We start from the raw sequence: 13,635 nt of genomic DNA on the forward strand, positions 1-13,635 counted from the left end.
GATGGCGACCATCAGGCTGACCGTGCTGGGCGACAGTTTCGTGGAGGGCCGGGGCGACCCGGCCGCCGGGGGCGGCTACGCCGGGTGGGTGCCGCGGTTCGCGGGGCTGCTGCGGCTGCCCGCGGCCGCGGTGCGCAACCTCGGCACCTACCAGGCGACCACCGCGGACGTGGTGGCGAAGCAGCTGCCGCGGGCGCTGGCGGGCAAACCGCCGCTGATCGGCGTGATCGCCGGGGTGAACGACCTCGTGCAGGACTACGACCGGGATCGCTTCCGGCGCAACCTGCACACGATTTTCGCTTCGCTGAGCGGAATGGACACCACGGTGTTCACCGCGGGATACCCGGACATCCCGGGAAATCTGCCGGTGCCCGAGAGCTTCCGCCGTCTGCTGCGCGCCCGCTTCGCCGAGGCGAACGAGGCGCTGGCCGACGTCTGCGCGCTGACCGGGACGCTGCGGCTGGAGCTGGAGCGCCTGCCGGAGTGGCGGCGCCGGGAGATGTGGTCCGCCGACGGCCTGCACCCGAGCCCGCTGGGTCACCGCGTGTTCGCCGAATCCATGGCCGAAAACGTCGCCGCGCTGGCGATGGCGGCCTGAGAAACCCGAAGGGAAGACAGTGAGCGTGGACCGCCGGCTGGCGCGCAATCCGATCGCGATCGTGGGGATGTCGGGGTTGTTCCCGATGGCCCGCAACCACCGGGAGTACTGGCAGAACATCGTCGACGGCACCGACTGCACCGAGGACGTGCCCGAGTCGCGGTGGAGCCTGGAGGACTACTACGACGCCGACCCCGCCGCCCCGGACAAGACCTACTCCCGGCGCGGCGCCTTCCTGCCCGACGTCGACTTCGACCCGGTGGAGTTCGGCCTGCCGCCCAACCAGCTCGAGGTCACCAGCACCATGCAGACGCTGAGCCTCGGCGTGGCCCGCGACCTGCTGCGCGACGCCGGCGCGGACGGCGAGTGGTACGACCCCGCCCGCACCGGCGTGGTGCTGGGCACGACCGGACCGGTGCCGCTGATGCACCCGCTCGCCGCGCGGCTGTCCACCCCGGTGCTGAAGGAGGTCGTGCGCAGCTGCGGACTGTCCGATGAGGACGCCGACGCGATCTCGGCCAAGTACGTGCAAGCGTTTGCGCCCTGGGAGGAGAACTCCTTCCCCGGCCTGCTGGCCAACGTGGTCGCGGGCCGCGTCGCGAACCGGCTCGGCCTCGGCGGGATGAACTCCACTGTGGACGCCGCCTGCGCGGCCTCGCTTTCGGCCATCCGCACGGCGATCGCGGAGCTGGTCGACGGCCGTGCGGACACGATGATCACCGGCGGCGTCGACACCGAGAACACGATCTTCATCTACCTGTGCTTCTCGAAGGTCGGCGCGCTCTCGAAGAGTGGCCGGATCAGCCCGTTCGACGACAACGCCGACGGCACCCTGCTCGGCGAGGGCATCGGCATGCTGGCGCTGCGCCGCCTGGAAGACGCCCAGCGCGACGGGAACCGGATCTACGCGGTCATCCGCGGTCTCGGCTCGTCCAGCGACGGCCGCTCCAAGAGCATCTACGCCCCGCGCGCCGAAGGACAGCGCGTGGCGCTGGAGCGCGCGTACGCCGACGCGGAGTGCTCGCCCGCTTCGGTGGAACTGTTCGAGGCACACGCCACCGGCACCGCCGTCGGCGACAAGACGGAACTGACCGCGCTGGGCGAAGTGCTGCGTGAGGCCGGCGCGGAGCGGCATGGTGCCGCGCTGGGCAGCGTCAAATCGCAGATCGGCCACACCAAGGGCGCGGCGGGCACGGCGAGCCTGATGAAGATCGCGCTCGGGCTTTACCACAAGGTGCTGCCGCCGACCATCAACGTCGAGCAGCCCAACCACGCCGTCGATTTGGCCGACGGCCCCTACTACGTCAACGTCAAGACCCGCCCGTGGATCCGCGACCCGGAGCGTCCCGCGCGCCGTGCCGCCGCGTCGGCGATGGGCTTCGGTGGCACGAACTTCCACCTGGTGCTGGAAGAGCACGACCACGGCCCGATCCTGCACCGCACCCCGCGCGTGCACCTCTGGCACGCCTCGGATGTCCCGGCGCTGCTGGAGTTGCTGAAGTCCGGCGCGCCCTCGACGGATGGCGCGGACATCCCCGCTTCCCATGCCCGCGTGGGATTCGTTGCCACGGACGACGAAGCGGAGTTGCGCGAGCTGGCGATCTCGCAGCTCTCGTCCACGGAGGACGAATGGTCGCATCCGCGTGGCGTGTACTTCCGACGCAGCGCGCTGCCGGACGCGAAGGTCGGCGCGTTGTTCGCGGGGCAGGGCAGCCAGTACCTCGACATGGGGCTGGAGGCCGCGCTGAACAACCCGCGCGTGGCCGACACCCTCGATGAGGCGAACGCGGCGTTCGCGGGTGCAGAACGGCGGCTCGCGCAGGTGATGTTCCCGGCGCCGGTGTTCGACGCGGAGCGGCGCCAGGAGCAGGAGTCGGCCTTGCGCCGCACCGACTACGCGCAGCCCGCGATCGGTGCGCTGGCGGCCGGGCAGTTCCGGTTCCTGCGTGAGCTGGGGCTGGAGTGCGCCGGATACCTCGGGCACAGCTTCGGCGAGCTGACCGCGTTGTGGGCTTCGGGAGCGCTGTCCGATGTGGACTTCTTCAAGCTGGCCCGTGCCCGTGGTCAGGCGATGGTCCCGGTCGGCGAGGACGCCGGCACGATGGCGGCGATCAGCGCCGGCCGCGAGCAGGTGACCGGGCTGCTCGCCGGGTTCCCGGAAGTCGTGGTGTGCAACCACAACGCGCCGGACCAGGTGGTCGTCGGCGGCGGCACGGAGGATGTCGCGAAGGTGATCGAGGCGTGCACCGAGCGTGGGCTGACCGCGCGTCAGCTGCCTGTCGCGGCGGCCTTCCACACGAAGTACGTGGGGCACGCCGTGGAGGCTTTCCGGCCGGCCGTCGAGTCCGTCCACATCGGAGAGCCCGGCGCGACGGTGTACGCGAACTCGCCCGGCGCTTCGTACGGCGGCGATCCTGTCGCGAATGGACAGACGCTGGTCGGGCAGTTGCTGCGGCCGGTGGAGTTCGTCGCCGCCCTGGAGGCGATGAAGGCTTCGGGCTGCACGGTTTTCGTGGAGTTCGGGCCGAAGCAGGTGCTCACGTCGCTGGTGCGCCGGACGCTGGGGGAGGACGTCGTGGCCATCCCCACCGACGCAGGCCCGCTCGGCGACAGCGACGTGGCGCTGAAGCAGGCGGCGCTGCGGCTGGCCGTGCTCGGCGCGCCGCTGGCCGGGATCAACCGGTACGACGCGCCGGCGCTGGAGGTGCCGAAGCCCAAGGGGCACGAGGTGACCTTGTCGGCGCCGGAATACGTGCCCGCGGCGCGGCGGGCGGCTTACCAGAACGCTTTGACGGAAGGATATCGCGTGGCCCTGCCCGAACAGCCCGTTACGCCGCCGCCCGCCCCGGTGCCGGTCGCGCACGCTGCCGCTCCCGCGCCTGCTCCCGCGCCGGTGTCGAACGGCGCGCTGCAGCAGCACATCACGGTGCACAACGAGTACCTCGAAGGGCAGCTGCGGGTGGCGGAGCAGCTCGCCGCCGCGATCCGTGACGGGGGAGTGGACGCGTCCCTCGCGGACGCCGTGAACGCGGTGAAGGACCAGAGCGTGGCGATCGGCCAGGCCCACACGAGGGCGAACGAGATCCTCGCGACCCTGGCGGAGCTGGAGCTGGGCGGTACAGGCTCCTTCCCCACGGCGGCCCCGTCGCCACTTCCCGCGTCGCCAGTTCCCGCGTCGCCACTGCCCGCGTCGTCGGTTCCTGCCCCGGCGTCGTTTGCCGCTCCCGCGCCGTTGCCCGCGCCGGAGCCCGTGGCCACCTTCCCGTCTCAGCTCCCGGCGGCGAACGTGGATGCCGAACTGGAAGCCATGATCAGCGCCCCGGCCACCGGCTTGCGTGACGTGCTCCTGGGTGTGGTGGCGGAGAAGACGGGTTATCCGGTCGAGATGATCGATCCGTCGATGGATCTGGAAGCCGATTTGGGTGTGGATTCGATCAAGCGGGTGCAGGTGCTGGGTGCGGTGCAGGAGAAGTTCCCGGGTCTGCCGGATATCGGTCCGGAGCAACTCGGTGAACTGCGCACCCTCGACCAGATCCTGACCTTCCTCGGCGACACCCCAGCCCCAGCCACCGCCCCTGCCACCGGCTTGCGTGACGTGCTCCTGGGTGTGGTGGCGGAGAAGACGGGTTATCCGGTCGAGATGATCGATCCGTCGATGGATCTGGAGGCCGATCTGGGTGTGGATTCGATCAAGCGGGTGCAGGTGCTGGGTGCGGTGCAGGAGAAGTTCCCGGGTCTGCCGGACATCGGTCCGGAGCAACTCGGTGAACTCCGCACCCTCGACCAGATCCTCACCTACCTCGAGGGCGCGGGTGATGCGGCCCCAAAAGCGCCTGAGGCCGGGGCCGCCGCGCCCCGGCACCGGGTCGAGCTCGTCGCGCTCCCCGCGATAGACCGGCTCGCCCAGCCCTACCGGCCGGAGCCCGTCGCGGCCGTCTTCGGCGGAGACGACACCCTCGTCGAGGCGCTGGAGCAGCGCGGCTGGACCGTGCACCGCGACGAGATCCCGGGCCCGGTCGACCTCTGCCTCGTCGTCCTCGACGGCGACCCCGACTGGGCCGTCAGCACCGGTCGCCTCGCCGAGGCGATCCTCATCGCCAAGCAGGCGTTCAAGATCCTCACCGATGGCAACGGCACGCGCCGCGCGTTCGTCACCCTCACGAGGTTAGACGGCGAACTCGGCTGGAGTGGCACCCGCGAACCGGCCGAGGCACTCGTCGGCGGAGTCGGCGGCCTGGTGAAAACCCTGGCCGCGGAAGCACCTCAGCTGTTCTGCCGGGCCGTGGACCTCCACCCGGCCCTCCCGCTGGACGCGCTCCTCGACGAGCTGGACGACGCGGCCACCGACACCCTCGAAGTCGGCGTCGACGCCGAGGGCAACCGCTGCACGGTCGTGCCCAGCAGGCACGCGCCCGCCCAGGAAACCTCCATTGTGGACGAACCGGGACAGGTGGAACTCGGCGCCGACGAGTTGCTGGTCGTCAGCGGCGGCGGGCGCGGCGTCACGGCGCTGTGCGTGAAAGCGCTGGCCGAACGCAGCTCGGCGGAGTTCCTGTTGCTGGGCCGCACCGCGCTGACCCCGGAGCCCGAATGGGCGTCCGGCGCCGCCGGCCTCAAGGCCGCGATCATCGCGAACCTGCCCGAACCGACGCCGCGCGAAGTCGAGCGCGTTCGCCGGGAAATCCTGGCACAGCGGGAAATCCGCGAGACACTCGCCGTGCTCGGCACCCGCGCCCGTTACCTGTCCGTCGACGTGACCGACGCGGCGGCGGTCGAGGAAGCGCTAGCCGAGTTCCAGGTGACCGGGTTCGTGCACGGCGCCGGCGTGCTCGCCGACGCCCTGATCGCCGACAAGACACCGGAGCAGATCGAGCGCGTGTTCTCCGCGAAGCTCGCCGGCGCGCAGGCAGTACTGTCCGCTTTGGACGATGTCCCGCTGCGGCACCTGCTGTTCTTCACCTCCGTCGCCGGGCTACTGGGCAACTCGGGCCAGGCCGACTACGCGACGGCGAACGAGGCTCTGTGCCGCGTCGCCGCCAGCTGGAAGGCGCGCCACCCCGAAGCCCACGTCACCGCGATCGACTGGGGCGCCTGGGACGGCGGCATGGTCACCCCGGAACTGCGCGAGCTGTTCACCGCCCGCGGCGTCCCGCTGCTCGACCCGGCCGACGGCACCCGCGCGTTCGTGGGCCAGTTCACCGAAGCGCACCGGGACGAGACCTGCGTGCTCGTCGGCGCGGACGTTTCCCTGGCGGAGAAGCACCTCACCGCGCACCCCGCGTTCACCGCGTACCGTGACCTCGGCACCCTGCCCGAGGACCCGGTCATCCAGGCACACCGGATCGGCGGCCACGCCGTCCTGCCCGCCACGTTCGGGCTCGGCTGGCTGATCAACGTGCTGGAGCGCGCGCACCCCGGCCGTCAGGTCGTCGAGGTCCGGGATTACCAGGTGCACAAGGGAATCGTGTTCGACGGCGAGCTGCCGGCCGACCTTCGCGTGGAGGCGCGGGCCGGGGCCGTCGATGGCGAGTCGGTGCTCGTGCGGGCCGCCGTGCGCTCCGCCGAGAACACCTCGCACTACGCCGCGACGTTCGTGCTCGGTACCGCGAAGCCGTCGCCGAATACGGACAGGTACACCTTCGGCACCGGCGAGGACGGCCTGGAGATCTACCGCCAGGCCACGCAGTTCCACGGCCCGCGGCTGCAGGGCATGCACAGGATCCTCGAACGCACCGAAGGGAAACTCGTGCTGGAATGCCGCCTCGCTGACGAACCGGTGGCCGACGGCGCGTTCGGCGGAAGGCTGCACAGCCCGGTGCTCGCGGACCTGCTGCTGCAGGGCCCGCCCGTGCTGGGCAAGGAAATCCTCGGCGGCGCCTGCCTGCCGCTGGGCATCGGGCTCGCCGAGTACTTCGCCCAGCTGCCCGACGACCAGCCGTTCGTCCTCGTCCTCGACGACGTGCGGAAGTCCGCCGGCGGCGTGACCGTGACCGCGACCGCCAGTGACGGCGAAGGCCGTGTGCTGCAACGGTTCGCGGGCGTCACCGTGGTGTCCACTCCGGACCTGACCGAGAAGTTCCGGGAAGCCGTCCGCGGCTGGCTGGAGGAGACGGAATGACGATCCTGGAATTCGTCGGCGAACCGCTGGACCTCGCCGCGCCCGAACCGGTCCGCGCGAGCGGGAACCCGCTGCGCGAGCTCCGGCAGGCCGTGGCCGAGGCGCACATCAGCGCGCTCCGGGCGCAGACGGCCCTGCAACTGCTCACCCTCGGCCGCCGCTCCGCGCCCCGGCCGTCCGTGACCGCTGCCGCCGAAGAAGGCGCTTTCAAACCGCTGGCCCGCACCGACGTGACCGAACTCGACAACGCCCAGCTCGCCCGGCTCGCGGCCGGCGACATCGCCGGGGTTTTCGGCCCGGCATACGACCAGCAGGGTGCGAACCCCGACATCCGGCTCCCGCACCAGGCGCTGACCTCCGCGAAGCTGGACCGGCAGTGCGTCACGGCCTCCTACCAGGGCGCGTATGCCGATGCGGTGGCCGAGGCGGCGCAGCTGTTCGCGCTGTACCTGGGCCTGCACCTGTGCTTCGCGGACGCGACCCTGGTCACCGAAGGCCGGATCGAGGGCGGTGGCGAGCTCGCGCTGGAGTTCGCCGCGGCGGACCTCGTGCCCCGGCCGTGGGTCTCTCTCCGTGCGGGAGCGCAGGAAATCACCGTCACCGTAAGGGAAAAGCCCGGCACCCCGATCGGCCCGGAACGCGGCGGCACGGTGCCCTGGCTGGGGCGCAAGGGCGCGCTGCTGAGCGAGTTCCACATGGCACACCTCGCGCGCGGCGACCAGGGCATCGCGATGGGCCCCGAGTTCGCGCACTACACCGGCCGGAAAGCGACGCGGCTGCCCACCGGCGGGCTGCTGCTGGTGGACCGGGTGCTCGACATCCGGGGCGAACGCGGGAAGCTCGACCACGCCTCGTACGAAACCGAGTACGACTCACCGGCCGACTCCTGGTACTACCAGGACACCGCGAACGAGTCGATGCCCAACTTCGTCTACATGGAGACCTCGCTCCAGGCGGCCCTGCTGATCGGCTACTACCTCGGCCCCACACTGTCCACTCCGGACCGGACGATGAGCCTGCGCAACCTCGGCGGCACCGCCACCGTGCTGCGCGAGGTGGATCTGCGGGACAAGACGATCCACCAGAGCTCGGAACTGCTGTCCACCACGCTGTTGCCCGGTTCTTCCCTGCAGAACTTCGCCTACACCCTCTCCACCGACGGCGAACCCTTCTACCGCGGTGAAACCATGTTCGGCTACTTCAGCGACGAGGCGCTCGCCAACCAGACCGGCCTCGACGCCGGCAAGTCCGTGCCGACCTGGCTCGACGAGAACCCCAGCGCCACCAGGCGTCTCGACATCGAACCGAGTGGCAAGCTCACCCTGCTCGACCACGTGGACGTCGTGGACGGCGGCGGCAAGTACGGGCAGGGCTACCTGCATTCGGTCCGCCGGATCGACCCGGCCGACTGGTTCTTCGCGCGGCATTTCCACCTGGACCCGGTGATCCCCGGTTCGCTCGGGGTGGAGTCGGTGCTGCAGGCCATGCAGGCCTGGCTCCTCGACGCCGGGCACGACCTGCACGACGCCGGGTTCGTCGTCCCGGTCGGTGACCCGTTCACGTGGAAGTACCGCGGCCAGTTCCTGCCGACCGACGGGGAATGCGTCCTCGAAGCGCACATCAAGGAGGTCCGGCGGGGGCCGGGCCGGGTACGGGTGACCGCGGACGCCAGCCTGTGGAAGCCGGGGCTGCGGATCTACGAACTGATCGACGCCGCCATCGAGTTGCGAGAGCGGGGTGCGCAGCCGTGGTGACCGCGGAACTGTCCCGTTTGGACCGTTCGCTGTACGTGATCCGGAACGGCCAGGGCGTCGCGATGACGACCGACGAGGCGCAGGCACGGCAGGCGCAGGTGCTCACGGCGGTGCCCGCCTTGCGGCCGGACTCGCTGGGGGACAACGAGTTCCGTCAGGAGCACGGGGTCTCCTACGCCTACCACGCCGGGGCGATGGCCAACGGGATCGCGTCGGCGAGGATGGTCGTCGCGCTCGCTCGCGCGGGCTATCTCGCCTCCTACGGCGCTGCCGGTGTCGTCCCGGCGAAGATCGAGGAAGCGCTTTCCACGATCCGCCGTGAGGCCCCGGGGAAACCGTTCGCCTGCAACCTCATCCACAGCCCGAGCGAACCGGCGCTGGAGAAGGCCATCGTCGACGCCTGCCTGCGGCACGACGTCCGGTGCGTGGAGGCGTCGGCGTTCCTCGACCTCACCCCGCAGGTCGTGCGGTACCGGCTGAAGGGGCTCACCGCCGCAGGCCCGCGGCACAAGGTGATCGCGAAGGTCTCGCGGGGCGAGGTCGCCGAGCACTTCCTCCGCCCGGCGCCCGACCGTCTCATCAGGACGCTCCTGGACGCCGGTGAGATCACCCCGGAACAGGCCGAGCTGGGCCGCCGGTTCCCGATGGCCGACGACATCACCGCCGAAGCCGATTCCGGCGGCCACACCGACAACCGTCCGCTGGTGGTCCTGCTGCCCGAGCTGATCGCGCTGCGCGACCGTGTGCACCGCGAACTGGGCTACTCCAAGGCGGTCCGGATCGGTGCCGCGGGCGGTATCGGCACTCCGGCGGCGGCCGCGGCGGCGTTCACCCTCGGAGCGTCCTATGTGGTCACCGGCTCGGTGAACCAGGCGTCGGTGGAAGCAGACCAGTCGGAGGCGGCGAAGCGGCTGCTCGCCTCGGCCGGGGTGGCGGATGTCGAGATGGCGCCGTCGGCCGACATGTTCGAGATGGGCGTGCACGTCCAGGTTCTCAAGCGCGGCACCATGTTCGCGGGCCGCGCCAAACGGCTCTACGAGACCTACCGCGGCTACGACGGGCTGGACTCGCTGCCCGCGGCCGAGCGCGCCGAACTGGAGAAGCGGATCTTCCAGCGCCCGCTGGAGGACGTGTGGACCGACTGCGTGCGGTTCTTCACCGAACGCGACCCGGACCAGATCGCCCGCGCCGCGGACAACCCGAAGCGCCGGATGGCTCTGGTGTTCCGCTGGTACCTCGGGCTTTCCTCGGGGTGGAGCATCGGCGGGGTCGAGGAACGGGCCGGGGACTACCAGATCTGGTGCGGTCCGGCGATGGGCGCGTTCAACACCTGGGTCACCGGCACCCACCTCGCCGCGCCCGCGAACCGGCACGTCGCGGAGATCGCCGCGCAGCTCATGCACGGCGCCGCCGTCACCGCGCGTGTCGGCCAGCTGCGGCTCGCCGGGGTCCGGTTGCCCGCCACGGCCGCGAGTTATGTGCCCAGCCCCCTGTCAGGAGGAGCACGATGACGACGGATTGGCTGATCTGCGGCAGTTGCCGCGCGATGCTCTACGGAAAGCGCTTTCTGCGCGCCGGCCGTGTCTGCCCGGAATGCGGGTGGCACGCGCCGCTGACCGCCCCGCAACGGCTGGAAAGCCTGCTCGACACCGGGTCCGGGCGGGTGATCGAGCTGGACATCGCGGACAGCGACCCGCTGGAGTTCACCGACAGCAAGCCCTACCGCGACAGGCTCGCCGACGCCCGAGCCCGCACCGGGCTGGCCGAGGCCGTGGTGTGTGCCCGCGGCCGGATCGGCGGGAACCCGGTGGTCGTGGCGGCGATGGATTTCCGGTTCCTGGGCGGGAGCCTGGGCGCGAACGTCGGTGAAGCGGTCACGCACGCGGCCGAGGTGGCCCTGGCGGAGCGCACCCCCCTGGTGATCGTGACCGCGTCGGGCGGGGCGCGGATGCAGGAGGGCATCGTCTCGCTGATGCAGATGGCGAAGACGAGCCAGGCGCTGGACCAGCTCGACGAGGCCGGCATCCTGACCGTCTCGCTGATCACCGACCCGACGTTCGGCGGGGTGGCCGCCTCCTACGCGACCTCCACCGACGTGATCATCGCCGAACCCGGGGCACGGCTGGGCTTCGCCGGGCCCCGGGTGATCGAGCAGACCATCAAGCAGACCCTGCCGCCCGGGTTCCAGACCGCGGAGTTCCTGCTGGACCACGGTGTGGTCGACATGATCAAACCGCGCGCCGAGCTGCGTGCCACGCTGGCGAAGCTGCTTTCGGTGGCCAGCCGCGCGCCGGAAGGCGTGCCGCACCAGGCTGTTTCGGGCGCGCTGCTGACCGAGCCGGAGCAGCTGCCGGAGCGGGATCCGTGGGAATGCGTGCGTGCGGCGCGGCAGCTCGACCGGCCGTCCACTTTGGACTACATCGCGCTGCTGGTCGAGGACTTCAACGAGCTACACGGCGACCGGGCTTCCGCCGACTGCCGCGCGCTGGTCGCCGGGCTCGGCCGGTTCGAAGGCGTGCCGGTGGTCGTGATCGGCACGCAGAAGGGGCACACCGCGGCCGAGTTGTCCGCGCGGAACTACGGGATGCCCAGCCCCGCCGGCTACCGCAAGGCCGCGCGCGTGATGCGGCTGGCCGCGAAGCTGGGGTTGCCCGTGATCACGCTGGTCGACACGGCCGGCGCGTATCCGGGAATCGAGGCCGAGGAACAGGGCCAGTCGGTCGCGATCGCGGAGAACCTCAAGCTGATGGCCGGGTTGCCGGTGCCGGTGGTCGCCGTGGTGACCGGCGAGGGCGGCAGCGGGGGAGCGCTCGCGCTCGCCTTCGCCGACCGGGTTCTCATGTGCGCCAACGCGGTCTACTCGGTGATCAGCGCCGAAGGCTGCGCGGCGATCCTGTGGAAGGACCCGGCCGCCGCACCGAAGGCGGCCGCCGCGCTGCGCGTGGACGCCCGTTCGCTGCTGAGCCTGCGTGTCGTCGACGGGGTCGTCCCCGACCACGGCGGCGACCACCTCGGCGCGGCCGCGGCGCTGCGCGACGCGCTCACCAGCACGCTGGCCGAACTGCTCCCGCTGGACCAGATGAACCTCGTGACCGGCCGACGCGCGCGGTTCCGCCGGTTCGGGAAACCCCGTGTGGCACTGGACGAAACCAAGGAGGGCGCGCGATGAGCGCGGCGATCAACGAGGACGTGGACCACGTGCTGACCGTACTGCGCGAGCAGGTGCTCGCGCTGGCCGCGGAGGCAGGCAGGGCGCCGAGCCTGGTGCGGGTCAGCAGCGGGACGATGGTGGTCGAAGTCGAGTGGGACGGCGGGGCCGCTGTCCTGCCGGAGCTGCCCGCGGCGCGCCCGGCACCGGCCTCCGTGGAGGCCGGCCCCGAGCCCGAGGCGGGCACCTTTCCCTTGTGCGCCAACACGGTCGGCGTGTTCTACCGCGCGCCGGAGCCGGGCGCGGCGCCGTTCGTCGCGGAAGGGGACACGATCCGTCCCGGCCAGCAGGTCGCGATCCTCGAGGCGATGAAGCTGATGATCCCGGTCGAGGCCGAGCGGGCGGGCCGGGTGGTGCGGGTGCTCGTCGAGGACGGCACCGCGGTCGAGCACGGCCAGCCGCTGTTGCTGCTGGAAGCCGCATGATCTCGTCGATACTGGTCGCCAACCGGGGCGAGATCGCGGTGCGGGTGGTGCGCACCTGCCGGGAGCTGGGCATCCGGTCGATCGCCGCGCATTCCAACGTGGATGCCGGATCGGCGCCCGTGCTCCTCGCGGACGATGCGATCCAGCTCGGGCCCGGCCCGGCGAAGGAGAGCTACCTCAACATCCCCGCCGTGATCGAGGCGGCGCGGGCGCGGGGCGCGGACGCCATCCACCCCGGCTACGGTTTCCTTTCGGAGAACCCGGATTTCGCCGAGGTCTGCGAGGCGGAGGGGTTCGTGTTCATCGGCCCGCCCGCGCAGGTGATGGCGCGCCTCGGCGACAAGTCGAGCGCCCGCGCGATCATGTCGGACGCCGGTTTGCCGCTGTTGCCCGGCAGCCGTGAACCGATCGACAGCGCCGAGGAGGCGCTCGCGCTGGCCGACGAGATCGGGTACCCGGTGATCGTCAAGGCCGTCGCCGGAGGCGGCGGGCGCGGGATGCGCGTCGTCCACTCGGCGGGCGAGTTTCCCCGCGCCTGGGCCGAAACCCGCGCGAACGCCCAAGCGGTCTTCGGCGACGGCCGGTTGTATGTGGAGCGGTACCTCGAGTCGGCGCGGCACGTGGAAATCCAGGTGCTGGCTGACAACCACGGGAACGTCGTGCACCTGGGCGCGCGTGACTGCTCGCTCCAGCGGCGTCACCAGAAGCTGGTGGAGGAGTCGCCCGCGCCGGAGCTGCCGGACGAGCTCGTGGCGGAGATGGGCGCGGCCGCCGTCCGTGGCGCGAAGGCCGCGGGCTACGTCGGCGCGGGGACGTTCGAGTTCCTCGTCGACGGGCAAGGCGGGTTCTCGTTCATGGAGGTCAACTGCCGGTTGCAGGTCGAGCACCCGGTGACCGAGATGGTGACGGGCCTGGACCTGGTGCGCGAGCAGATCCGCGTCGCGTCAGGGGAACCGCTCGGCTTCACGCAGGAGGACGTGGGGTTCTCCGGCGTGGCGATCGAGTGCCGGATCAACGCCGAGGACCCTTCGCGCGACTTCGCCCCCGCGCCGGGCCTGCTGTCGGAATGCGTCCTGCCCGCCGGCCCGTTCACCCGCGTCGACACCCACGCCTTCCGCGGTTACCGGGTGCCGCCGCTCTACGATTCCTTGCTGGCCAAGGTGATCGTGTGGGCGCCGGACCGGCCGTCCGCCATCGCCCGGATGCGCCGCGCGCTCGCCGAGATCCAGCTGTCGGGCCCCGGCGTCGCGACCACACGGGACTTCCTCAGCGACATCCTCGACCACCCCCGCTTCCGCGCCGCCACGCATGACACCACGTTTGTGGGCTCCTTTCGCTGAGACAGCGGGGTGCGTTGGGGGTGCGTTGGGGCAGCGGGTTGCGTTGGGGCAGCAACGGACGCGCGTAGCGCGCGCTGTGTGCACCCCACCACCGCCCCGATCTTTGAGTGTTCGCGATCTTGTCACTGCGTCAAGGCGGGAAAGATGCCTTGACCCAGCGCCAAGATCGCAAGGGACGGCTGGGGATCGGGG

At 71.2% G+C, this 13,635-nt stretch carries 7 protein-coding genes; all 7 read left to right on the plus strand.

Annotation, left to right across the window (positions count from 1 at the left end; all coding sequences use genetic code 11):
* Nucleotide 1 precedes the first annotated feature (1 nt).
* Genes FPZ12_RS39305 through FPZ12_RS39335 form a run of 7 tightly spaced genes read left to right on the plus strand, consistent with a single transcriptional unit; the run spans nt 2 to nt 13,443 of the window.
* Nucleotides 2-598, plus strand: a complete 597-nt coding sequence (locus tag FPZ12_RS39305; protein ID WP_144755776.1) for an SGNH/GDSL hydrolase family protein — start codon at nt 2-4, stop codon at nt 596-598.
* Between the two features lie 19 nt (nt 599-617).
* Nucleotides 618-6,716, plus strand: coding sequence for a type I polyketide synthase (locus tag FPZ12_RS39310; protein WP_150980707.1), 6,099 nt, complete (start codon nt 618-620; stop codon nt 6,714-6,716).
* Nucleotides 6,713-8,470, plus strand: coding sequence for a hotdog family protein (locus FPZ12_RS46745; RefSeq protein WP_144755769.1), 1,758 nt, complete (start codon nt 6,713-6,715; stop codon nt 8,468-8,470). Before FPZ12_RS39310 ends, FPZ12_RS46745 begins: the two co-directional genes overlap by 4 nt.
* A complete protein-coding gene (locus FPZ12_RS39320; protein WP_243770260.1) occupies nt 8,464-9,981 on the plus strand; it encodes a PfaD family polyunsaturated fatty acid/polyketide biosynthesis protein in 1,518 nt (505 codons plus the stop codon). The genes FPZ12_RS46745 and FPZ12_RS39320 overlap by 7 nt, the downstream gene beginning before the upstream one ends.
* Nucleotides 9,978-11,639 (plus strand): acetyl-CoA carboxylase, carboxyltransferase subunit beta, encoded by a 1,662-nt coding sequence (gene accD, locus FPZ12_RS39325; protein ID WP_144755763.1) that lies wholly within the window; start codon nt 9,978-9,980, stop codon nt 11,637-11,639. Before FPZ12_RS39320 ends, accD begins: the two co-directional genes overlap by 4 nt.
* Nucleotides 11,636-12,103: an acetyl-CoA carboxylase biotin carboxyl carrier protein gene (locus FPZ12_RS39330; protein ID WP_144755760.1), complete on the plus strand. Its 468-nt coding sequence runs from the start codon at nt 11,636-11,638 to the stop codon at nt 12,101-12,103. The genes accD and FPZ12_RS39330 overlap by 4 nt, the downstream gene beginning before the upstream one ends.
* Nucleotides 12,100-13,443: an acetyl-CoA carboxylase biotin carboxylase subunit gene (locus FPZ12_RS39335; RefSeq protein ID WP_144755757.1), complete on the plus strand. Its 1,344-nt coding sequence runs from the start codon at nt 12,100-12,102 to the stop codon at nt 13,441-13,443. The genes FPZ12_RS39330 and FPZ12_RS39335 overlap by 4 nt, the downstream gene beginning before the upstream one ends.
* The last annotated feature ends 192 nt before the right edge of the window (nt 13,444-13,635 follow it).

The sequence above is a fragment of the Amycolatopsis acidicola genome (genome assembly GCF_007713735.2).
GTDB lineage: Bacteria > Actinomycetota > Actinomycetes > Mycobacteriales > Pseudonocardiaceae > Amycolatopsis_E > Amycolatopsis_E acidicola.